At 70.8% G+C, this 20,225-nt stretch carries 23 protein-coding genes; 19 read left to right on the top strand and 4 right to left on the bottom strand.

Annotated features, from left to right (window positions below; genetic code table 11):
- The first annotated feature begins 140 nt into the window (after positions 1 to 140).
- The 3 genes from ACGFIM_RS15385 (at position 141) to ACGFIM_RS15375 (ending at position 2,478) form a co-directional block, all read left to right on the top strand.
- On the top strand, positions 141 to 686 hold the full coding sequence (locus ACGFIM_RS15385) for a TetR/AcrR family transcriptional regulator (protein WP_393202560.1): 546 nt from the start codon (positions 141 to 143) through the stop codon (positions 684 to 686).
- 88 nt (positions 687 to 774) lie between these two features.
- Positions 775 to 1,905 (top strand): hypothetical protein, encoded by a 1,131-nt coding sequence (locus tag ACGFIM_RS15380; protein ID WP_393200416.1) that lies wholly within the window; start codon positions 775 to 777, stop codon positions 1,903 to 1,905.
- A gap of 153 nt (positions 1,906 to 2,058) precedes the next feature.
- A complete protein-coding gene (locus tag ACGFIM_RS15375) occupies positions 2,059 to 2,478 on the top strand; it encodes a VOC family protein (RefSeq protein WP_393200414.1) in 420 nt (139 codons plus the stop codon).
- On the opposite strand, the gene ACGFIM_RS15370 is transcribed toward ACGFIM_RS15375, so the two are convergent.
- Genes ACGFIM_RS15370 through ACGFIM_RS15360 form a run of 3 tightly spaced genes read right to left on the bottom strand, consistent with a single transcriptional unit; the run spans position 2,423 to position 4,543 of the window.
- Complete coding sequence (locus ACGFIM_RS15370; protein WP_393200412.1) at positions 2,423 to 3,085, bottom strand: TetR family transcriptional regulator; 663 nt, start codon at positions 3,083 to 3,085, stop codon at positions 2,423 to 2,425. The two genes, ACGFIM_RS15375 and ACGFIM_RS15370, sit on opposite strands and share 56 nt — an antisense overlap.
- A gap of 19 nt (positions 3,086 to 3,104) precedes the next feature.
- On the bottom strand, positions 3,105 to 3,770 hold the full coding sequence (locus ACGFIM_RS15365) for a DUF4166 domain-containing protein (protein WP_393200410.1): 666 nt from the start codon (positions 3,768 to 3,770) through the stop codon (positions 3,105 to 3,107).
- Positions 3,653 to 4,543, bottom strand: coding sequence for a hypothetical protein (locus ACGFIM_RS15360; RefSeq protein ID WP_393200408.1), 891 nt, complete (start codon positions 4,541 to 4,543; stop codon positions 3,653 to 3,655). Before ACGFIM_RS15360 ends, ACGFIM_RS15365 begins: the two co-directional genes overlap by 118 nt.
- A 147-nt stretch (positions 4,544 to 4,690) precedes the next feature.
- Between ACGFIM_RS15360 and ACGFIM_RS15355 the strand changes: the two genes are divergently transcribed.
- The 10 genes from ACGFIM_RS15355 to rfbD all read left to right on the top strand — a co-directional run bounded on the left by ACGFIM_RS15355 (position 4,691) and on the right by rfbD (position 13,625).
- Positions 4,691 to 5,062, top strand: coding sequence for an MmcQ/YjbR family DNA-binding protein (locus ACGFIM_RS15355; protein ID WP_393200406.1), 372 nt, complete (start codon positions 4,691 to 4,693; stop codon positions 5,060 to 5,062).
- An 11-nt stretch (positions 5,063 to 5,073) separates the two neighbouring features.
- Positions 5,074 to 5,586: a GNAT family N-acetyltransferase gene (locus ACGFIM_RS15350; protein WP_393200404.1), complete on the top strand. Its 513-nt coding sequence runs from the start codon at positions 5,074 to 5,076 to the stop codon at positions 5,584 to 5,586.
- 869 nt (positions 5,587 to 6,455) lie between these two features.
- Positions 6,456 to 6,833, top strand: a complete 378-nt coding sequence (locus tag ACGFIM_RS15345) for a hypothetical protein (RefSeq protein ID WP_393200402.1) — start codon at positions 6,456 to 6,458, stop codon at positions 6,831 to 6,833.
- Positions 6,834 to 6,857: 24 nt separating this feature from the next.
- Entirely contained in the window at positions 6,858 to 7,745 is an 888-nt protein-coding gene (locus ACGFIM_RS15340; RefSeq protein WP_393200400.1) for a DMT family transporter, read from the top strand.
- On the top strand, positions 7,742 to 8,389 hold the full coding sequence (locus ACGFIM_RS15335) for a GntR family transcriptional regulator (protein WP_393200398.1): 648 nt from the start codon (positions 7,742 to 7,744) through the stop codon (positions 8,387 to 8,389). The genes ACGFIM_RS15340 and ACGFIM_RS15335 overlap by 4 nt, the downstream gene beginning before the upstream one ends.
- 47 nt (positions 8,390 to 8,436) lie before the next feature.
- Positions 8,437 to 8,787 (top strand): hypothetical protein, encoded by a 351-nt coding sequence (locus tag ACGFIM_RS15330; RefSeq protein ID WP_393200396.1) that lies wholly within the window; start codon positions 8,437 to 8,439, stop codon positions 8,785 to 8,787.
- A 504-nt stretch (positions 8,788 to 9,291) separates the two neighbouring features.
- The gene (locus tag ACGFIM_RS15325) at positions 9,292 to 10,746 is read left to right on the top strand and encodes a sugar transferase (protein WP_393200394.1); all 1,455 of its coding nucleotides are present in this window, start codon (positions 9,292 to 9,294) and stop codon (positions 10,744 to 10,746) included.
- Between the two features lies 1 nt (position 10,747).
- Entirely contained in the window at positions 10,748 to 11,815 is a 1,068-nt protein-coding gene (locus tag ACGFIM_RS15320; protein ID WP_393200392.1) for a glucose-1-phosphate thymidylyltransferase, read from the top strand.
- Complete coding sequence (gene rfbB / locus ACGFIM_RS15315) at positions 11,812 to 12,741, top strand: dTDP-glucose 4,6-dehydratase (protein ID WP_393200390.1); 930 nt, start codon at positions 11,812 to 11,814, stop codon at positions 12,739 to 12,741. Before ACGFIM_RS15320 ends, rfbB begins: the two co-directional genes overlap by 4 nt.
- A complete protein-coding gene (gene rfbD / locus ACGFIM_RS15310) occupies positions 12,738 to 13,625 on the top strand; it encodes a dTDP-4-dehydrorhamnose reductase (RefSeq protein ID WP_393200388.1) in 888 nt (295 codons plus the stop codon). Before rfbB ends, rfbD begins: the two co-directional genes overlap by 4 nt.
- Here the strand turns inward: rfbD and ACGFIM_RS15305 are convergent.
- Positions 13,548 to 14,153: a dTDP-4-dehydrorhamnose 3,5-epimerase family protein gene (locus tag ACGFIM_RS15305; RefSeq protein ID WP_393200386.1), complete on the bottom strand. Its 606-nt coding sequence runs from the start codon at positions 14,151 to 14,153 to the stop codon at positions 13,548 to 13,550. The two genes, rfbD and ACGFIM_RS15305, sit on opposite strands and share 78 nt — an antisense overlap.
- A 173-nt stretch (positions 14,154 to 14,326) precedes the next feature.
- Between ACGFIM_RS15305 and ACGFIM_RS15300 the strand changes: the two genes are divergently transcribed.
- From ACGFIM_RS15300 to ACGFIM_RS15275, 6 genes are read left to right on the top strand one after another with little or no spacing between them, the layout of a single operon-like run.
- The gene (locus tag ACGFIM_RS15300) at positions 14,327 to 15,550 is read left to right on the top strand and encodes a class I SAM-dependent methyltransferase (protein ID WP_393200384.1); all 1,224 of its coding nucleotides are present in this window, start codon (positions 14,327 to 14,329) and stop codon (positions 15,548 to 15,550) included.
- Positions 15,547 to 16,320 carry a sugar phosphate nucleotidyltransferase gene (locus ACGFIM_RS15295; RefSeq protein ID WP_393200382.1) on the top strand — a complete coding sequence of 258 codons (774 nt, stop codon included), beginning with the start codon at positions 15,547 to 15,549 and terminating at the stop codon, positions 16,318 to 16,320. The genes ACGFIM_RS15300 and ACGFIM_RS15295 overlap by 4 nt, the downstream gene beginning before the upstream one ends.
- On the top strand, positions 16,317 to 16,964 hold the full coding sequence (locus ACGFIM_RS15290) for a PIG-L deacetylase family protein (protein ID WP_393200380.1): 648 nt from the start codon (positions 16,317 to 16,319) through the stop codon (positions 16,962 to 16,964). The genes ACGFIM_RS15295 and ACGFIM_RS15290 overlap by 4 nt, the downstream gene beginning before the upstream one ends.
- Before the next feature lie 6 nt (positions 16,965 to 16,970).
- The gene (locus ACGFIM_RS15285) at positions 16,971 to 17,993 is read left to right on the top strand and encodes an NAD-dependent epimerase/dehydratase family protein (protein ID WP_393200378.1); all 1,023 of its coding nucleotides are present in this window, start codon (positions 16,971 to 16,973) and stop codon (positions 17,991 to 17,993) included.
- On the top strand, positions 17,990 to 19,264 hold the full coding sequence (locus ACGFIM_RS15280; RefSeq protein ID WP_393200376.1) for a DUF4910 domain-containing protein: 1,275 nt from the start codon (positions 17,990 to 17,992) through the stop codon (positions 19,262 to 19,264). Before ACGFIM_RS15285 ends, ACGFIM_RS15280 begins: the two co-directional genes overlap by 4 nt.
- Positions 19,264 to 20,217, top strand: a complete 954-nt coding sequence (locus tag ACGFIM_RS15275) for a hypothetical protein (RefSeq protein ID WP_393202558.1) — start codon at positions 19,264 to 19,266, stop codon at positions 20,215 to 20,217. Before ACGFIM_RS15280 ends, ACGFIM_RS15275 begins: the two co-directional genes overlap by 1 nt.
- Positions 20,218 to 20,225: the final 8 nt, after the last annotated feature.

The raw sequence follows: 20,225 nt of genomic DNA, 5'->3' as shown, positions 1-20,225 counted from the left end.
GCGCATGTCGTCCCGTCGTCTTCCGTGTGCGTCCAGCTCGAGTAAGTGCCACATTAGTGTGGCGCCTCTTGACTGTATATGCGCCTGCTCTGTGTCTGTCAAAGGGGCATCTGTCACATCGCTCCTAGACTGAGCGGGTGATGAGAGCCGACGCCGCGCGTAACCTGCGGGCCGTCCTGCGTACGGGCGCCCGCCTGCTGGCCGAGGACCCCGCAACGAGCATGAGCGCCATCGCCGCCGCGGCCGGGGTCGATCGCAGGACCGTCTACCGCCGCTTCCCGACCCGGGAGGCGCTGCTCGCCGCCGTCTTCCAGACCAAGCTCGACGGCGCGGAGCGGGTCCTGGACGAGGCCAGGCTGGTGGAGGCGCCGGTGGCGGTGGCGCTGCACCGCTACGTCGAGGGCATCATCCCGGTCAGCAGGGAGTGGCCGGTGGACGTACGGCGCATGATGCGCGAGAACGAGGCGGCGAGCGCGCGCATGAAGGAGCAGAGCGCCCGGCTCGACCGGTTCGTACGGCGGGCCGCCGGCGAGGGGCTGATCCGCGACGACGTGCCGCCGGAGTGGGCGCGCGCGATGCTGGACGGCCTAGTCGACAGCGCCGCCCACCGCTTTCCCGACCTCGACCCGGCGCGCGCCGCCGACCTCGTCGTGGAGAGCTGGCTCAAGGGCGTCGGCCGCGGCTGAGCGGCATCCCGCGGTCTCACATCGGCTGTTGCGGGACTGTTAACGATCTTCGTAGGGTGTTGCGACCCCCAGCAAGATCGGAGTTCACATGCGCGAGCCAGATCCTACCCTCTCCGAGCAATGGTCCTCCTGGGACGCGGAGCCGCGCCTGCCGCCCACCTGGCCGGGCCTGGAGGACGACCGTCACGCGGAGGGGTTCCACATCGACCGCAAGGGCGTCAAATCGGTCGCCGGCCGCATCACGAACCTGGCCCTTCGCGGGTATCCCTTCTGGCATGGCGACATGGGCCGGCCGGACATGCATTGGGCTCTGCCCCGCGAGTTGTCGGCCCTGTTCAATACGGCCGAGTACTACGTCCACGACTTCTGGAGCGATCTGCACACCGAGATCGGCATGGCGGGGATGCTGATCGAGCGCGCCGCCACCAGGTACGACCTCGCGGAGAACCCCGAACTGGGCGACATCCCCTTGGATCAGCTGGACGATCGCCTCGTCTCCCAGCTGAAAGGGGACCCGCCGGCCGACATTCTGCATGAGCCGAGCGACCTTTATCCCAACGTCAGCGTGTCACTGGAGCTGCCCAAGGGCATCTCCTACGGCGTCGACAACATGACGGCGGACAAGCTGAAAGAAGACCTCGGCCATCTCGACCTCTGGATCGACACGGTCCGGTTCGAGGAAAGAGCCGAGTCGCTCGTCGAGCTGGCGCACCTGATCCGGCTGCGCGCGCAGGACCTGAACGACGCCCCGTGGTACGGCGAAGCCGCCGCGAAAGCGCAGGGCGCGCTACGGCAGATCTACGGGAACATCACCTCGCTGGCCGCCGTGTGCGGCAGGATCGCGGCGGCGGCGCGGTGGTATGAGCAGATCGCCGCCTGGTGCAAGGAGAACTTCGTCAGGCTGGCGGACCCGGACCGCGGCGGCTGGGACGAGTTCTGGGACTTCGGCGGCACTCCCGGCAGCCGCACCCGCGATTTCCTCGAAGAGCCGAACAACGGCTTCATGCAGGTCTACGAGCTCATGCCCAAGCGGATCAGCATGGACCTGCCGGGACTGCTGGTCGACGACGCCGGCCTGGCCGAGATGCGCAGGATGGTGCGGTGGGTGGAGACCAGGCCCAAGGAGACGGACTTCCTGAAGGAGAACGACGCCGGCTGGCTGGAGTGGCACAAGCCGCGCCTGCCCGCCTACGAGGAGGCGGAGCGCCGGTACGGCTGAGCAGGGCGGGCGGCGCGGGCCGCCTGCCCCGGGCCGTGAAATCGCAGCCCAACGCGGAATGAACCGCCGCTTTCGATCCTAAGGACATCCACCTCGGCAGGTGGACACGGCGAAAAAAAGAAAGGATATTGGAAAGAAAGCGGAGGTGTTTTCATGCGCGTACGCCTTGACCATCTCGTCTGCTGGGTCTCCGATCAGCTCGCCTCGCTCCATTTCTACGAGCAGGTGATCGGGCTGCCCGGGGTGCGGGCCGAGGAGTTCCGTGAGGGGAAGGCACCGTTCCCGAGCGTGCGGATCACGCCCGACTGCATCCTCGACCTGATGTCGTTCGAGGCGATGCGCGGCGTGGACGAGGGCACCGGGGTTCACGGCAGCGCCGGGCACCCGGTCAACCATTTCTGCCTGGCGTTCGGGAAAGAGGATTTCGACGCTCTCAAATTGCGTCTCAAGAAACACGAGGTAGAGATCACCGGCACCGGCACCAACTCGTTCGGGGCGTGCGGCATCGCCCCGGAGACTATCTATTTCCCTGATCCCGACGGGAACGTGATCGAGGCCCGATACTACGAGTGAGCCTCGCGCGCACGGCGCGGCGCGCCACGGGCCCCATGTCCTCCAGGGCCGTCACCAGGCCCGCGAGCTCGTCGAGGGCGTTGAGCGCCTGCGCCGCGCCGTCGCTGTCGACGCCGTCGTACAGCTCCAGGCCCACGAACGCGGCCGCGGTCGCCTTGGCGAGCCCCGTCACGTCCACGAACTCGGCGAGCGGCGAGCCCGCCAGCACCCGCGTGAGCGCCTGCTCCACCTCGGCGATCCACAGGTTGAGCCCGGCGACCACGGCGGGTGCGAGCTTCTCGTCGTTCTGGCTGCCGGCGAGGAGCTGCGCGAGCGCGGCCACGTTGCCTTCAGCGGCCTCTTCCGCGTGCACCTCGCGGCCGAGGTCGAGCAGCTCGCGGAGGGTGGTGACGGCGGCGAAGCGCTCGCGGTAGCGCTCGACGCGGCGGGTCGAGCCGTGCACGCAGGCGGCGGACAGCAGCTGGTCGACGCTGCCGAAATGGTAGAAGACCAGCGCCTGGTTGACGCCCGCCGCGGCGGCGATGGTGCGCGCCGACGCCCCGGACATGCCGGACGTGCTGAGGACCTCGAGCGCCGCTTCGAGCAGCTTCGTACGCGTGTCGGCCACCGCTCCACTCCGAGTGCAGTCAGCGACGGGCCTCCTCCCGTCTGGGCCTCACCGTAGCGGGAACGCCGTGCTCCGCGACGTCCACGTACGTGACCGTGAAGCTGCCCCAGTAGCCGAAGAACCGGCCGATCAGCGGGTTCGTCACGGTGACCGCCACCCTGAACCGCTCGGCCCGGTCGTCGTAGTGCTCGGTGACCACGGCGGTGCCGGTGGCGGCGGCGGGCACGGGCAGCGCGAGCGGCCCGAGCAGGCGCTGGGGGCCGGAGCGGATGATCAGGCCGCCGCGGTCGTCGACCGAGAGCGCCAGCGGCACGGCGAGGTGCTGGTGGGTGCCCAGGTAGTCGACGATCTCGCCGCGCTCCTTGTCGTAGATCATGGTGGCGTCGAAGCGGCTGTGCGGGAACGTGCGGACGAAGGTGACGGTCTCGCGGCCGTAGGAGTCGGCGTACGGGTAGTTCTCGATGCGGAACGGCACGTTGCGGCCGGTGTCGGTGGCGAGGATGTTGCGGCGGCTGCCGAGGGCGAGAAACGGGCGGACGATGAGGCCCGCGTTCCAGACCCGGCTCATCACGCCGGTGCCGATGCAGGCCTCCCCGGAGTCGAGCCCGACGCCGAAGCGGCGCTGGAGCTGGGGGTGGAGGCGGTCGAAGCGGGGGCCGAGTGCGCGCTGGAAGATCGAGGGCATGGTGCCTCCAGACGGGATCGGTGCTCTGAAGCGGGACGGTGCTCTGAGTCGGGGCGCTGCTCCGTGGTGGGGCGCTGCTGTGTGGTGGGGCGGTGTTCTGCGGCGGCGCGGTCCTCTGCGGCGACGCGGTTTTCTGTGGTGCGGTTTTCTGTGGTGCGGTTTTCTGTGGCGCGGCGGTGTTCCGCGGTGGGGCGGTGGCGCAGGCAGCGGCGGGCGGCCGGGGTGCCGGGGAGCGGTGGCCAGAGGACGGCGGCCGCCAGCACCGTCAGCGCCGCCCACAGGGGCAGGGCCAGGCCGGCCGCGGCGACGGCGGCCCCGCGTACGGCGACCTCGGCGAGCGCCCGGAGCAGCGCGCGCTCGGGGGTGAGGCCGGTCTCCAGCCACAGGCGCAGCCGGTCGAACGACCAGGCGGTGGCCCACCACATGAGGCGGCCGGGCAGCACGCGGGGGCGGTAGTCGTACAGGGTGAGGAAGCGGAGGCCGTTGGGCGTGGGCAGGTAGCGCCAGTAGCCGGAGCCCGAGCGGATCGGGGACAGCGGGTGGGTGGAGCCGAAGCGCAGCGCTGACGTGCGGGTGCCGCCGGGGCCATCGCGGTTTCCCGTGGCGACGGCCGTGCCGCTGATGCCGAGCGTCGAGTAGCGCATGTGGCCGGACGGCAGCGGGGTGATGCGGCCGAAGCGCAGGTCCCAGCGCTGGTGCAGGGCGAGGTCCTGGGTGGTCCGCCACACCTGGTCGATGTCGGCGCTGATCAGGGTCTCGACGTAGATGCGCATGACGCACGTCCTCAAGGGGTTTGAGCGAGTGCTTAAATCGACCGTACGACGATTTGAGCGACTGCTCAAGGGCTTGGGAGGCCCGTTTTGAGCGACTGCTTAACGTTGCGGCCGGAACTGTCGGACCCGTCTGGTACACAGGCGGGCATGGGTGTGACCGTGGATGAGTTCCTGGCGATGCTGGACGAGCTGCCCGAGGTGCGCATGCACCATGGGGGCGAGTGGGTCGGCATCAAGGTGCGCGACAAGGGCTTCGGCTACTTGTGGGAGGCCACCGAGACCGTCGGGCTCAAGGCCACCGTCGAGGAGCAGATCGCGCTGGTCAACGAGCGTCCTGAGGTCTTCGAGGTGCAGTTCACCGCCGGGCGGTTCGGCTGGGTGGTGGTGCATCTCGACAAGATCGACGCCGACGAGCTGTTCGAGCTGGTGGTCGAGGCGTGGTCCCTGACCGCGCCCAGGCAGCTCGTGGAGGACTTCGAGGCGACCCACCCGATCGGACAACGGGTGCAATCAGGGTAATGTCCGACAATATGCCCCTCTTGAACGTCCGGCTGCGCGAGTGGCGCGAGGACGACGCCCCCGTCGTGCTGCGCGCCTTCCAGGCTCCCGACATGCGGACGCAGGCTCCGTGGCCGGTGGTCACGCTCAAGGACGCCGGCGGATGGATCGCCTCATGGGAGGGCGTCGGCCACGCCTTCGCCATCACCGAGGAGGGCGACGACGGAGAGCGGGTCGTCGGCAACGTCGCGGTCACCAGGATCGACGACCACCGCAACGGCTGGGTGTCCTACTGGGTCGTGCCCGAGGCCAGAGGGCGCGGGATCGCGGTGGCGGGCACCAGGCTGCTCGCGAAGTGGGCGTTCGAGGAGCGCGGGCTGTTCCGGCTGGAGCTGGGGCACCGTACGAACAACCCGGCCTCGTGCCGGGTCGCCGTCAAGGCCGGGTTCCTGGCCGAGGGCATCGAGCGCGGGCGGCTCTGTTACGAGGGCGTACGGTACGACGTCGAACGCCACGCCCGCCTCGCCACCGACGACTACCCCTGATCACACCGCCGGTCCTCGGACAGGGCCCCTGACCGGGCGATGACGCGAGCCGGTCGGGGCCGGGGCGCGCCGGATGGCACTCGCCGGCGCCTGATCGGGCGGTGATGCGAAACGGCCGGCGCCTGCCGCCAGCGGTGATGCGGAACGGCCGGGCGCTTGCTACCGGCGGTGGGGTGATGTGGAACGGTTGGGCGCTTGCCATCGGCGGTGGGGTGATGTGGAACGGTTGGGCGCTTGCCATCGGCGGTGGGGCGATCGTGGCCGCTCCTGCCGGTCCTCGGAACGCCGGGGCCGGGTGGCGTTTCGCGGGGACGCCGGCATATCGGCGCTAATCGCTTTCTCGGCGCGGTTCGAAACGGCGACCGGCAGGCCGCCTCATTGGAACGCGCCGGCCTCGCCTCCGCGACCGTATTCGCTCTCGCCAGAGCGATTCCCTGATCACGTACGGCGACCGGGAAAAGCGAAGTGCCGCATTTTCCCTTGTCGTTACCCCGAATGGCGCGATGACTTTGTGAAAAGGGAAACCGAAAACACAGCGGCGGCTTGTCTCCCAGCGCGCCGGATGGCGTTTCGGTGACGCGTAAGGACGCCGAGTCACGCAGTTGTCATCCCCTTTTCTCTTGGCAGCCCGATTGCGGACTGACCGGCATCGGCTTCGGGTCCGTGACCGCGATGGCGGCGGGGCGAGAGAAAGATGCGCGTACGAGAAGCCACGGCGTTATCAGGCGGCTGCCGGCCGGGGCTGGTGTGCGCCGGGGGTGTGCTCGCAGGAGCGGCCGGGAGCCGGCGGGCGGCTGCGGGGTGCGTTCAAGCGGGTGGGGACGAGGGTGTGGGTGGTCGGGGAGGGTGGGCTGATCTAGGCTTTGGCTGTGGACGGCGAGAGTCTGGCCGCGGCCAACCTGCTGGAGGCCCTCAGCCGGGCCGCCGGGATTCTCGCGGAATTACGGCACCCCTTCGTGCGCAGCGCCCCGTTCTCGTACCTCATGCCCCCGGCCGGCGCGCGGGTCGGCACGCTGTTCATTCTGCCCGACGGGCGCGAGGTCGCCTTTCAGGTGTCCATCGCCGCCACGGGCGGTGGCTTCGAGGTGGAGGGCGGCGTGACGGCGGAGGCCGATGAGCTCATGACGCTGCCGAGGGAGACCTTCGCCGAGATCGAGGACGCGCTGGCGCTGCTCGACGACTACGCGGGGGAGGTGGCGCAGGCGGCGGGGCGGCTCATCGACCAGGTATTGAATACGATTGTCTGACAATCAGACAGTACACTGGCCCGCATGAAGAACGGACCTCTCGCGGTCGTGGCCGCCGCCGTGCTCTGGGGCACGGCCGGTACGGCGGGCCTGCTCGTCTCCGCCGACTCCGTCGCCCTGGCCGCGGCCCGCCTGGTCATCGGCGGCATGGCCCTGGCGCTGCTGGCCGGGCCGCGGCTCAAGCGGGCGGTCAGCCCGTCGCTGCTGCTCGCCGCCGTGGCGGTGGCGGCGTACCAGCTCTGCTTCTTCGCCGCCGTCAGCCGCACCGGGGTGGCGATCGGCACGGTGGTGGCGATCGGCAGCGGGCCCGTCTTCACCGGGCTGCTGTCGTGGCTGCTGCACGGGCAGCGGCCGAACGCGCGCTGGGCGCTGGCGACGACCGCGGCGATCTGCGGCTGCGCGGCCCTGCTGGCGGGCGGCGACGACGGCGGCGCACCGTCCGGCGCACCGGGCGGCCAGGCGGCGGGGGTGGCGTTCGCGCTGCTCGGCGGCCTGCTGTACGCGTTCTACGCGGTCAGCGCCTCCCGCGCCATCGGCAGGGGAGCCGAGTCGGACGCGGTGATGGGCGTGCTGTTCGGCGGCGCCGCGGTCATCATGCTGCCGGTGCTGCTGCTGAACGGCGTGTCATGGCTGGCCGACCCGAAGGGCCTGCTCGCGGTCGCCTACCTGGGCCTCGGCACCACCGCGCTGTCCTACGTCCTGTACGGCAGGGGCCTGCGCAGCACGCCGGTGGCCACGGCCGCCACGCTGGCGCTGTCGGAGCCGGCGGTGGCGGCGCTGCTCGGCGTCGTGGTGTTGAACGAACGCCTCGGCCTGGTGTCCATCGCCGGCCTCGTGGCGCTGGCGATCGCGCTGGTGGTGGTGGCTCTGCCCGAGAGGCGGCGCGAAAGGGCACTAGAGTCGCTGCCGTGAACCAGCCTCTCAAACCAGTCTCGACCGTCGACGCGCTGGCCGACGCCCTGCGTGCCAGGGTTCTCTCCGGCGAGATCTCCCCGGGCACGCCGCTGCCCGAGCAGGAGATCGCCGCGGCGTACGGGGTGGCCAGGCCGACCGTGCGCGAGGCGCTGGCGGTGCTGGTCCACGAGGGGCTGCTGAAACGGGAGCGCAACCGCAGCGCGTACGTCCCCGAGGTGACGATCTCGGATCTGAACGACCTCATGTACGTCCGCAGGCCGCTCGAAGACCTGATGGCCCAGGCGCTGTCGGGGAGCAGGGTGGCCGCCGCCCAGGAGGCGCTCGGCCGCATGGCCGCGCTGCCCGCCGACGCGCCGTGGTCGGCGGTCGTGGCCGAGCACATGGCCCTGCACCAGGCGCTCATCGAGGCCGTCGGCAGCCCGCGGCTCGTACGCCTCTACTCCGCCCTGGCCGCCGAGACCAGGCTGGGGCTGGTACGGCTGCGCGAGGTGTACAAGGACAGGGACGTGCTGGTCAGCGAGCACCGGGCGCTGCTCGACGCGATCGCCGAAGGCCCTGAGGCGGCCGCCCGCAAGGTGGTCGCCGAACACCTGAGCCATTCCTGGGGCGCCGGCGAGCCCGTTTCCCACCAGCACCATTGAGTACGGACCCTTGCGGGAAGCGGCCGTCAGTCGCAAGAATCGCGGCCATGCACGGCAATTCGATGCCGGACTCCTACGTGTACGTCACGGAAGAGGGCGTTGCCCGTCACTACGCGGACGGGAGCGTCGAGGCGCTCGCGTGGGAGGACGTGGTCGAGGTCCGTGTCGTCGCGGGGCCGGGGGAAGAGGTGCGTTACGTCCTGCTCGACCGCGACGGCGAGGGCTGCGTGGTGCCGCGCGATGCGACCGATGCCACGTTTCTCGCTCGCCTGCGCTATCTGCCGGACTTCGACATCGACCGGCTCCAGGTGGCGGCCGACTCGCCCCGCGACGGCGTCGTGGTCGTCTGGCGCAGCCCCGACCCGCCTTCCGCCCTCCCCGACCTCGAATACGACTAGTCCACGTGTTACGCCCTGCCCACCCCTGCCGGACCTCGACCGGGACCGGCCTTGCGTCGCGCGGCCCGACCTCGACCGGCGGCCGGTCCGTCCCGCCAGGTCCCCGGCACGACAGCCCCGGCCCGGGGTGGGCGCCGTCCCTCCTGCGAGAGCGATGGCGCCGGTGCGACGGGGAGGGGTGGGACTGCGCGTCACCTACGAGGTGTCCGCCGTCTACGGTGAGTGCTCGACACGGACCGGCCTTGCGTCCGCGCGGCATGGCCTCGACGAGGCGTGCGCCGTGTACGGCGGCGTTCGTGCTTTGCATCTTTTGGATCGTTCCGTCAACCCCGGCTCACCGATAACTCGCGTCCTAATGTGGACATTTACCGGTGTTTCCCAGCTTTCATCTGATCTTTAGTCTTTAGTGGGGGCCGCCGCCCTTGATAAGGCATGGGCCTTTCTCAACCCATGTGTCGCAAGACGTCATGTTGCTGCGGTACCGGAGTTGTCAGGGTGGTCACGATGAGGGTGGGGACTAAGGGGTCTGCCGGCGTGCTCCTTGGGGCCGTGCCGGGCCGGCGATCCAGCATTTGGACAAGGGCCTACTTACGTACCTTGTTACTCGGCGACACCTTATGCGCGCTGTGCGCATGCGGTGTCGTGATGGGAATCCGGTGGCTCAACGGCGCGTACATCCCCGTCGTGGAGTTCGCCTTCGGATCCGCGCTCGTGCTGTCGTGGCCGGCCGCGCTCGCCCTGGGCGGAGCGTATCGGCGGCGGGCCAACGGCGAGGGCACAGAGGAGTTCAAAGCCGTCTTCAACGGCGGCGTCGGCCTGATGGCCGCGGTCGCGATCGGCGCGTACGTGACGCAGACCGGCATCGCGCGCAGCTTCGTCATGGGAGTGCTGCCGCTCGGCCTGCTCGCGACGCTGTTATACCGCTACAGGATGCGCAAGCACCTGCACCGGCGCAGGGAAGTCGGCGAGTACATGCGCCAGGTCATCGCGGTCGGGCACCGCGACTCGATACTCGACCTGGTCATGCAGTTCCGCAGGCAGCCGTATCACGGCATGCAGGTGGTGGGCGCCTGCCTGCCCTCCGGTGACCGGGACGTCGATCTCGACGGCATCCCGGTGCTGGGCTCGTTCGCCGACGTGGCGGACGTCGTGGCCCGCACACGGGCCGACGCGGTGGCCGTGCTGGCCTGCCCGGAGCTGGACGGCGCGGCGCTGCGCAGGCTGGCGTGGAGCCTGGAGGCCGACAGGACGGACCTGTTCGTCGCGCCCGCGCTGCTCGACGTGGCGGGCCCGCGCATCAGCATCACGCCGGTGGCCGGCATGCCGCTGCTGCACGTGGAGCATCCGGAGTTCAACGGAGCCAAGCAGTTCGTGAAGTCGGTCTTCGACCGGGTGGTGGCCGGCACGGCCCTGGTGGTGCTGGCGCTGCCGCTGGTGGCGGTGGGCGTGCTGATCAGGCTGACCAGCCCGGGTCCCGCGCTGTTCCGCCAGACCAGGGTGGGCAAGGACGGCAAGGAGTTCAGGGTCTACAAGTTCCGTACGATGGTGGCCGACGCCGAGCAGCGCAAGGCCGAGCTCCTCGACGCCAACGAGTTCGACGGCGTGCTGTTCAAGATAAGGAACGATCCACGCATCACGAAGGTAGGCGCCTACCTGCGCCGCTACTCCGTCGACGAGCTGCCGCAGCTGCTCAACGTCATCCGCGGCGAGATGTCGCTGGTCGGCCCGCGCCCGCCGCTGCTCGAAGAGGTCGCCGCCTACGGTGCCGACGTGCGCCGCCGCCTGGTGGTCAAGCCGGGCATGACCGGCCTGTGGCAGGTCAGCGGCCGCTCCGACCTGACCTGGGACGAGTCCGTCCGGCTCGACCTGCGGTACGTGGAGAACTGGTCGCTCATCCTCGACCTGCAGATCCTGTGGAAGACCTGGTCCGTCGTCACCCGTGGAGAAGGGGCGTACTAGCGTGAAAGCACTCGTGCTCGCCGGAGGGTCGGGCACGCGCCTGCGGCCCATCACCCACACCTCGGCCAAGCAGCTCGTGCCGGTCGCGAACAAGCCGGTGCTGTTCTACGGCCTGGAGGCGATCGCGGAGGCCGGCATCCGCGAGGTGGGGCTGGTGGTGGGCGACACGCACGCGGAGATCGAGGCCGCGGTGGGCGACGGCTCGGCGTTCGGGCTCGAGGTCACCTACCTGCGCCAGGAGGCTCCGCTGGGGCTCGCGCACGGCGTGCTGATCGCCCGCGAGTTCCTGGGCGACGAGGACTTCGTCATGTACCTGGGCGACAACTTCATCGTCGGCGGCATCAAGGACCAGGTGGCGCGCTTCGCGGCCCGGCGGCCGGCCGCGCAGATCATGCTGACGAAGGTCGGCGATCCGCGGCAGTTCGGCGTGGCCGAGCTGGACGCGCGGGGTCAGGTGATCGGCCTGGAGGAGAAGCCGGCGGTGCCCAAGAGCGATCTGGCCCTGGTCGGCGTCTACCTGTTCAGCCCGGCCGTGCACGAGGCGGTCGCGGAGCTCAAGCCGTCGTGGCGGGGCGAGCTGGAGATCACCGACGCGATCCAGTGGCTGATCGAGGCGGGCCTGGACGTCGAGGCGTCGGTCATCACCGGCTACTGGAAGGACACCGGCAACGTCACCGACATGCTGGAGGTCAACCGGCTGGTGCTGGAGTCGCTCGAACGGCGCGTGGACGGCGTGGTGGACGCGGCCAGCGAGATCATCGGCCGGGTGGTGGTGGAAGAGGGCGCGGTGGTCGAGCGCTCCCGCGTGGTCGGCCCGGTGATCATCGGTGCGGGCACCCGCATCCGCGACAGCTACGTCGGCCCGTTCACCTCCGTCGGCGCGGACTGCACGGTCACCGGCAGCGAGCTGGATTACTCGATCGTGCTGCGGGGCACCTCCATCGCGGGGGTGGGCAGGATCGAATCGTCCCTGATAGGCCACCATGTCGAGGTGACCGCCTCGGTCACCACCCCCAAGGCCCACCGTCTCGTGCTGGGCGATCACAGCAAGGTGCAGATCGGTACATGAAACGCGTTCTGGTTACGGGTGGGGCCGGCTTCATCGGGTCCCAGTTCGTCCGCGGGCTGCGCGATGCGGACGTGACGGTGCTCGACAAGCTCACGTACGCGGGCAACCGGGCCAACCTGGAGGGGGTGCCGCACCGGTTCGTGCACGGCGACGTGTGCGACGCCGAGCTGCTGAGCCGGATCGTCCCCGGCCACGACCTCGTGGTGAACTTCGCCGCCGAGTCCCACGTCGACCGCTCGATCGAGGGGGCGGCGGAGTTCGTGCGCACCAACGTGCTCGGCACCCAGACGCTGCTGCAGGCGTGCCTGGACGCGGGCGTGCCCAAGGTCGTGCAGGTCTCCACGGACGAGGTCTACGGCTCGATCGACATCGGCTCGTGGGACGAGTCCGCGCCGGTGCGGCCGCGCTCACCGTACGCGGCGTCGAAGGCGGGCGGCGACATGATCGCCCAGGCGTACGCGATCACCCACGGGCTCAACGTCTCGATCACCCGCTGCGGCAACAACTACGGGCCCCGCCAGTACCCGGAGAAGATCATCCCGCTGTTCATCACGAACCTGCTGCGCGGCAGGAAGGTGCCGCTCTACGGCGACGGCGGCAACGTGCGGGACTGGATCCACGTCGAGGACCACTGCGCCGGCATCCGCCTGGTCGCCGACGTGGGCGAGCCCGGCGAGGTCTACCACATCGCGGGCACCGCCGAGCTGACCAACAAGGAGCTGACCGCCCGGCTGCTCGAAGCCTGCGGCAAGGGCTGGGACATGGTCGAGTACGTCGCCGACCGCAAGGGGCACGACCGCCGCTACTCGCTCGACGACCGCAAGCTGCGCGCGCTCGGCTGGCGGCCCCGGATCTCGTTCGAGCAGGGGCTGAAGGAGACCGTGCGGTGGTATCGGGACAATCCCGGCTGGTGGGCGGGGACATGAGGTGGCTCGTGACCGGCGCGGGCGGCATGCTCGGCCGGGACCTGACGCGCCTGCTGCGGGGCGTGCCGGGCGCGTCGGTGCACGCGTTCACCAGGGCGGAGCTGGACGTGTGCGATCCGGGCGCGGTGGCCGCCGCGCTGCGCGCGGTCCGTCCCGGCGTGGTGGTCAACTGCGCGGCGTGGACGGACGTGGACGCCGCCGAGCGGGACGAGGCGCGGGCCATGGCGGTCAACGGCACGGCGGTGGCCGGGCTGGCCCTGGAGTGCACCCGGGTGGGCGCGCGGCTGTTGCAGCTGTCCACCGACTACGTCTTCGACGGTACGGCGCGCACGCCGTACGCGGAGGACGCCCCGGCGCGCCCGCTCAACGCCTACGGCAGGGCGAAGCTGGCGGGCGAGCAGGCGGCGCTCGGCCACGGCCACTACGTGGTGCGCACCGCGTGGCTGTACGGCGCGCACGGCCGCAGCTTCGCCAGGACCATGGCGGTCAAGGCGGCCGAGGGCGCGCCGGTGCGGGTGGTGGACGACCAGGTCGGCCAGCCCACCTGGACCGTGGACCTGGCCGAGCGGCTGATCCTGCTGGGCGCGGGCCACCTGCCTCCGGGGGTCTACCACGTGACGAACGCGGGCACGACGAGCTGGTACGGCTACGCCCGGCGGATCTTCGAGCTGGCCGGCGCCGATCCCGGCCTGGTGGAGCCGGTGAGCACGGCCGGCTTCCCGCGGCCCGCCCGCCGCCCCGCCTACAGCGTGCTGGGAGACGGCGCCTGGCGGCCGCCGGTGCCGATGCGCGACTGGCGCACGGCCTTAGACGCCGCGTGGCCCCACCTGGTGGCCGCCTGGGGAGGCGTAGTGAGCCAGGCAGCCGGCGTAGGAGGGCAGTAGCCCTTGCTCAGCAGCCTGCGCCAGCATGGGCGCCGCCGCGTCCTTCTCCGACAGCACGGGCTCGACGCCGGACGGCCAGTCGATGCCGAGCGCCGGGTCGAGGGGGTGCACGCCGTGCTCGCGCCGCGGCGCGTACGGGGTGGAGCACAGGTAGACGACCGTGGCCGACTCGCTGAGCGCGAAGAACGCGTGCCCCAGCCCTTCGGCGATGTAGACGGCGCGCCGCCGCCGGTCGTCCAGCTCGACGGCGACGTGCTCGCCGAAGGTGGGCGAGCCGGTGCGCACGTCCACGATGACGTCGAGCACGCTGCCGGACACGCAGGTCACGTACTTGGCCTGGCCGGGCGGCACGTCGCTGAAGTGCACGCCGCGCAGCGTGCCTCTGACCGAGATCGAGCAGTTGGCCTGGGCCACGTCCATGGGGCGGTCGAGCGCGTCCTGCTTGAACCACTCCAGGAAGGCGCCGCGGTGGTCGCCGTGGATCGCCGGGGTGTGCAGCCAGGCGCCGTCGAGGCCGAGGGGATCCATGAAGCGGATCATGACATGACGGGAACGTCCCGACCAGGCCCTGTAACGAATGCGACAAGCGCCGCGAAATGTCTGCCGGTGGGCGAACGGGGCTACGGACGGCGGCGATTTTGGACCGCGCCACACACTCAACGCCCGAAGTGGGGAGATGCCATGATGCGTGAACGGGGTCGATGCCCGTGAAAGGCTGCCGGTTATGCGGCTCGACCGAGCTCGCGAGCGTGGTGGACCTCGGCGCCACGCCGCCGTGCGAGCTGTTCCTCACCCGCGAGCGGCTCGACGAGCCCGAGCCCACCTATCCGCTGCACCTGCGGGTCTGCACGAGCTGCTGGCTGGCGCAGATCCCGCCGCTGATCCGGCCTGAGGACACCTTCACCGAGTACGCCTACTTCTCGTCGTACTCCACCTCCTGGGTCGAGCACGCGCGGCGCTTCGCCGACGAGGCGCTCGACCGGCTGGCCCCCGACTTCGTCGTCGAGGTCGCGAGCAACGACGGCTACCTGCTCCAGCACGTCGTGGCCAGGGGCGTGCGCTGCCTGGGCGTCGAGCCGTCGGAGAACGTGGGCCGCGCCGCCAGGGAGAAGGGCGTGCCGACGCTCACGGCGTTCCTCGACCCGCGGACCGGCGCGGCGATCAGGGCCGAGCACGGGCCCGCCGGGCTCGTCGTCGCCAACAACGTCTACGCGCACATCCCCGACATCATCGGCTTCACCCAGGGGCTGCGCGCGCTCGTCGCCGACGACGGCTGGGTCTCCATCGAGGTGCAGCACCTGCTCACGCTCATGGAGCTGAACCAGTACGACACGATCTACCACGAGCACTTCCAGTACTACACGGTCGCATCGGCCATGCGGGCGCTGGAGTCGGGCGGGCTCGCCCTTGCCGACGTCGAGCTCCTGCCGACGCACGGCGGCTCCATCCGCCTGTGGGCCAGGCCCGCCGAGGCGGTGAACGGGCACAGCCGCAGGGTGGACGACGTGCTCGACATGGAGAAGAGCGCGGGGCTGCGGGAGCTCGGCGGCTACGCGAGGTTCGCCGAGCGGGTGGCCAGGGTCCGCCGCGACCTGCTGCGCTTCCTCATCGACGCGGCCGACGAGGGCAAGACCGTGGTCGGCTACGGCGCGCCGGGCAAGGGCAACACGCTGCTCAACCACTGCGGGATCCGGCCCGACCTGCTGCCGTACACCGTGGACCGCAACCCGTACAAGCACGGCAGGTTCACGCCGGGCACCCGCATCCCCATCCTGCCGCCCGAGCGGATCGCCGCCGACCGGCCCGACTACGTGCTGGTCCTGCCCTGGAACCTGCGCGCCGAGCTGACCGAGCAGCTCGCCTACGTGCGCGAGTGGGGCGGCCGGCTGGTCTTCCCCATCCCGTCCTTGGAGGTCGCACCATGAAGGTCGTGCTCTTCTGCGGCGGTTACGGCACCCGCATGCGCAGCGGGCAGCCGGGAGACGTGCCCAAGCCGATGCAGCTCGTCGGCCCCCGCCCGCTCATCTGGCACGTGATGCGCTACTACGCGCACTTCGGGCACACCGACTTCGTGCTCTGCCTCGGCTACGGCGCCCAGCACATCAAGGACTTCTTCCTCAACTACCAGGAGACCGACTCCAACGACTTCATCCTGCACAAGGGCGAGGTCAGGATGCTCTCGCAGGACACCTCCGACTGGTCGATCGCGTTCGTGCAGACCGGGCTGCGCTCGCCGATCGGGGAGCGGCTGCGCCGGGTGCGGCCGTACCTGGAGGGCGAGGAGATGTTCCTGGCCAACTACGCCGACGTGCTCACCGACGCGCCGCTGCCGGAGATCATCGACCAGTTCGAGCAGGCCGACGCGGGCGCGTCGATGATGGTGGTGCCGCCGCCCGGCACCTTCCACTGCGTGGACGTCGCCGACGACGGGGCGGTGCGGGCCATCAGCCCGGTCAGCGAAATGCCGCTCTGGGTCAACGGCGGCTACTTCGTGCTGCGCCAGGAGGTCTTCGACCACATCCCCGAGAACGGCGACCTGGTCGGCGACGCCTGCGTGGAGCTGGCCAAGCGCGGGCGGCTGACGGCGTACCGGCATCGCGGCTACTGGCGCCCGACCGACACCGTCAACCAGCGCATGGAGCTTGACGAGGCCTACTCGCGGGGTGAGCGGCCGTGGGCGCTGTGGGAGCGATGACCGGCCTCGTCCCGGCCGGGCTGGGCGCGCTGGTCGCGGTGGGCGCGCACTGCGACGACCTCGCCATCGGCGCCGGCGGCACGCTGCTCACGCTCTGCGCCGCCCGCCCCGGGCTGCGCGTGGACGCGCTGGTGCTCTCCGGCGGCGGCACCGAGCGCGAGGAGGAGGAGCGCGCCGCGCTCGCCGCGTTCTGCCCCGGCGCCGATCTGCGGCTGACCGTGCTCAAGCTGCCCGACGGGCGGCTGCCCGCGCACTGGAACGAGGCCAAGGAGGCGGTGGAGGAGCTGCGGGCCGCCACCGAGCCCGACCTGATACTCGCGCCCCGCCGCGACGACGCGCACCAGGACCACCGCGGGCTGGCCGAGCTGGTGCCCACCGCCTTCCGCGTCCATCTGACGCTCGGCTACGAGATCGTCAAGTGGGACGGCGACCTCGGGCGTCCCAACGTCTACCAGCCGCTGCGGCCCGAGGTGGCCGAGGAGAAGGTCGCCCTGCTCCAGCGCCACTACCCCTCGCAGCGGCACCGCCCCTGGTACGACCGGGAGGCGTTCCTCGGCCTCGCCCGCATCCGCGGCATCGAGTGCGGCGCGCGCTACGCCGAGGCGTTCCACAGCACGAAACTCGTCCTCGACCTCGGAGGCTAGGCCGACATGCGTGTACTGCTGACCGGGCACCAGGGCTATCTGGGCACCGTCATGGCTCCCGTGCTGAGCGCGGCCGGGCACGAGGTCACCGGCCTCGACTCGGGCCTGTTCGCCGACTGCGTGCTCGGCCCGCCGCCGTCCGACCCGCCGGGCATCGCCGCCGACCTGCGCGACGTGCCCGCCGAGGCGCTGCGCGGCTTCGACGCGGTCATCCATCTGGCCGCGCTCTCCAACGACCCGCTGGGCTCGCTCGCGCCCGAGCTGACGTACGCCATCAACCACCACGCCTCCGTGCGCCTTGCCCGGCTGGCGCGCGACGCGGGCGTGCGGCGCTTCCTGTACGCCTCCACCTGCTCGGTGTACGGCGCCTCCGGCGGCGACGAGCTGGTGACCGAGGACGCGCCGCTGCGCCCGCTGACCCCGTACGCCGAGTCGAAGGTGCGCGTGGAGGACGAGCTGGTGGAGCTGGCCGACGCCGACTTCACCCCGGTCTTCCTGCGCAACGCCACCGCCTTCGGCTTCTCGCCCCGGCTGCGCGCGGACATCGTGCTCAACAACCTCGCCGGGCACGCCCACCTGGCGGGCGAGATCAGGGTGCTGTCCGACGGCACGCCGTGGCGGCCGCTGGTGCACGTGCTGGACATCGCGGAGGCGTTCGCCGCGGCGCTCACCGCGCCCAGGGAGGTCGTGCACGCGAAGGCGTTCAACGTGGGCGGCGAGCAGAACAACGTCACCGTGGCCGAGATCGCCGCCGCCGTCGCCGAGGTGGTGCCCGGCGCGACGGTGACGATCACGGGGGAGACGGGCGCGGACCCGCGCTCGTACCGGGTGGACTTCTCCCGGCTGCGCGCGGCGCTGCCGGCCGCCGAGGCGCGGCGGACGGTCAAGGACGGCGCGATCGAGCTGATCGACGCCTACCGCCGCCACGGGCTGACCAGGGAGGCGTTCGAGCGGCGCTTCACCCGGCTCGCCCGGCTGGCCGACCGGCAGGCGGAGGGCACCGTGAACGCGGAGCTGCGCCCGTCATGAGCGGCCGGATGACGGGCGCGGAGATGCACGCGCTGGTGGCGCGGCTCTACCCGCTGTGCAGGAGCATCACCGGCGACGGCGTCCGCGCGACGCTCGGCGTGATCGGTGAGCACCTGCCGCTGACCGTGCACGAGGTGCCGACCGGGACCCAGGTGCTCGACTGGACGATCCCGCAGGAGTGGAACATCCGCGACGCCTACATCAAGGACGCGTCCGGGCGGCGGGTGGTGGACTTCCGGCGCTCGAACCTGCACGTCGTGGGCTACAGCGAGCCGGTCTCGGCCACGATGACGCTGGACGAGCTCCGCCCCCACCTGCACACGCTGCCCGAGCAACCCGACCTGGTGCCCTACCGGACCTCGTACTACGCGCGGACGTGGGGCTTCTGCCTCAGCCAGAGCACGCTCGACGCCATGGACGACGGGCCGTACGAGGTGGTCATCGACTCCACGCTGGCCGACGGTTCCCTGACCTACGCCGAGCACGTCGTGCCGGGGGAGAGCGGCGATGAGGTGATGATCTCCTGCCACGTCTGCCATCCGTCGCTGGCCAACGACAACCTCGCCGGCATCGCCGTGGCCGTGGCGCTGGCGCGGAGCCTGGACCGGCCGCGCCACACCTACCGGTTCCTGTTCGCGCCGGGCACGATCGGGGCCATCACGTGGCTGGCCCGCAACCGCGAGCGCGTGGGGCGCATCAGGCACGGGCTCACGCTGGCCTGCGCGGGCGACCCTGGGCCGCTCACGTACAAGCGCAGCAGGAGGGGCGACGCGGCGATCGACCGGGCCGCCGTCCACGTGCTCAAGGACCGGCCGCACCGGGTGCTGCCGTTCACCCCGTACGGCTACGACGAGCGGCAGTTCTGCTCGCCCGGCTTCGACCTGCCGTTCGGCAGCCTCACCAGGACCCCGTACGCCCAGTACCCCGAGTACCACACCTCCGGGGACGACCTGGACTTCGTCACCCCGGACGCCCTGGAGGACACCCTGGACGCGCTCCAGGCCATCACCCGGGTGCTGGACGGCGACCGCAGCTACCTCAACCTCAGCCCGTACGGCGAGCCGCAGCTCGGCCGGCGCGGGCTCTACGACTCACTCGGCGGGCGCAGCGACACGAAACAGGCGCAGCTCGCGATGTTATGGGTGCTCAACATGTCCGACGGCGGCAACAGCCTGCTGGACATCGCCGAGCGCTCGGACCTGCCGTTCGCCGCGCTGCGTGCGGCGGCGGACGCCCTGCTGGCGGCCGGACTGCTCAAGGAGACCGCGTGATGCGCTACAAGGTCGGAGACCTCGTGGAGGTGCGCAGCGAGGCCGAGATCCTGGCCACGCTGGACGAACGGGGCGAGCTCGACGGGCTGCCGTTCATGCCCGAGATGCTGGCCTTCTGCGGCAAACGCCTCACCGTGCACAAGGTGGCCCACAAGCTGTGCGACACCCAGACACGTACGGGCCTTCGCAAGATGGACAGCGCCGTGCACCTGACCGGCGCCCGCTGCGACGGCTCGGCGCACGGCGGCTGCCAGACCGCCTGCTCCCTGTACTGGAAGGAGGCCTGGCTCAAGCCGGTGACGGGCGAGCCGACGACCGCGCCCCAGGACGCCAGGCTGCTGCCGCTGCTGGAGGCGAACACCCGCAGGCCGCCCGCCGAAGACGGCACCGTGCGCTACTCCTGCCAGGCGACCGAGCTGCTGCGCGCCGCGCCGGCCTGCCTGCCGTTCACGAACGCCCGCCAGTACGTCACCGACGTGCGCTCAGGCAACGTGGGCCTGGGCAGGACCGTGCAGGCCATCGCCATCGGGCTGTTCAACCGCATGCAGCGCCTGGCCAGGCGGGTGCTGCCGCGATGGCTGCTGATCAAGGAGGGGCTGCCGTGGGGCTTCCTCAAAGGCCGCCTGAAGGGCAGGACGCCCACGCAGACCCTCGACCTGCGGCCGGGCGAGCTGGTGCGGATCAAGTCCAAGGAGGAGATCCTCTCCACGCTCAACGAGGACCTGCTCAACCGCGGCATGGGCTTCGAGCAGGAGATGGCCCGCTACTGCGGGAAGACGGCGCGGGTGCAGGCCAGGGTCGAGCGCTGCATCGACGAGAAGACGGGCGAGATGCTGACCATGAAGAACCCGTGCATCGTGCTGGAGGGGGTCGTCTGCGCGGGCGTGCACAGCCTCAACTGCCCGCGCGAGTTCGTCCCGTTCTGGCGGGAGATCTGGCTGGAACGGGTCTGACCCGCCGT

Origin of the sequence: Nonomuraea sp. NPDC049309 (genome assembly GCF_043196965.1) — a bacterium.
Lineage (GTDB): Bacteria > Actinomycetota > Actinomycetes > Streptosporangiales > Streptosporangiaceae > Nonomuraea > Nonomuraea fastidiosa.
Note: the sequence above shows the minus strand (reverse complement) of the source record. Positions and strands in the feature narration are given on the sequence as shown.

Bases quoted from the DNA above. Each gene is read 5' to 3' on its own strand.
- ACGFIM_RS15280 (WP_393200376.1), top strand. From the start codon at position 17,990: ATGAGCGGCCGGATGACGGGCGCGGAGATGCACGCGCTGGTGGCGCGG.
- ACGFIM_RS15325 (WP_393200394.1), top strand. From the start codon at position 9,292: ATGAGGGTGGGGACTAAGGGGTCTGCCGGCGTGCTCCTTGGGGCCGTG.
- ACGFIM_RS15380 (WP_393200416.1), top strand. From the start codon at position 775: ATGCGCGAGCCAGATCCTACCCTCTCCGAGCAATGGTCCTCCTGGGAC.
- ACGFIM_RS15340 (WP_393200400.1), top strand. From the start codon at position 6,858: ATGAAGAACGGACCTCTCGCGGTCGTGGCCGCCGCCGTGCTCTGGGGC.
- rfbD (WP_393200388.1), top strand. From the start codon at position 12,738: ATGAGGTGGCTCGTGACCGGCGCGGGCGGCATGCTCGGCCGGGACCTG.
- ACGFIM_RS15295 (WP_393200382.1), top strand. From the start codon at position 15,547: ATGAAGGTCGTGCTCTTCTGCGGCGGTTACGGCACCCGCATGCGCAGC.
- ACGFIM_RS15360 (WP_393200408.1), bottom strand. From the start codon at position 4,543: ATGCGCATCTACGTCGAGACCCTGATCAGCGCCGACATCGACCAGGTG.
- ACGFIM_RS15350 (WP_393200404.1), top strand. From the start codon at position 5,074: ATGCCCCTCTTGAACGTCCGGCTGCGCGAGTGGCGCGAGGACGACGCC.
- ACGFIM_RS15365 (WP_393200410.1), bottom strand. From the start codon at position 3,770: ATGCCCTCGATCTTCCAGCGCGCACTCGGCCCCCGCTTCGACCGCCTC.
- ACGFIM_RS15305 (WP_393200386.1), bottom strand. From the start codon at position 14,153: ATGGATCCCCTCGGCCTCGACGGCGCCTGGCTGCACACCCCGGCGATC.
- ACGFIM_RS15385 (WP_393202560.1), top strand. From the start codon at position 141: ATGAGAGCCGACGCCGCGCGTAACCTGCGGGCCGTCCTGCGTACGGGC.
- ACGFIM_RS15285 (WP_393200378.1), top strand. From the start codon at position 16,971: ATGCGTGTACTGCTGACCGGGCACCAGGGCTATCTGGGCACCGTCATG.
- ACGFIM_RS15355 (WP_393200406.1), top strand. From the start codon at position 4,691: ATGGGTGTGACCGTGGATGAGTTCCTGGCGATGCTGGACGAGCTGCCC.
- ACGFIM_RS15375 (WP_393200414.1), top strand. From the start codon at position 2,059: ATGCGCGTACGCCTTGACCATCTCGTCTGCTGGGTCTCCGATCAGCTC.
- rfbB (WP_393200390.1), top strand. From the start codon at position 11,812: ATGAAACGCGTTCTGGTTACGGGTGGGGCCGGCTTCATCGGGTCCCAG.
- ACGFIM_RS15290 (WP_393200380.1), top strand. From the start codon at position 16,317: ATGACCGGCCTCGTCCCGGCCGGGCTGGGCGCGCTGGTCGCGGTGGGC.
- ACGFIM_RS15300 (WP_393200384.1), top strand. From the start codon at position 14,327: ATGCCCGTGAAAGGCTGCCGGTTATGCGGCTCGACCGAGCTCGCGAGC.
- ACGFIM_RS15275 (WP_393202558.1), top strand. From the start codon at position 19,264: ATGCGCTACAAGGTCGGAGACCTCGTGGAGGTGCGCAGCGAGGCCGAG.
- ACGFIM_RS15330 (WP_393200396.1), top strand. From the start codon at position 8,437: ATGCACGGCAATTCGATGCCGGACTCCTACGTGTACGTCACGGAAGAG.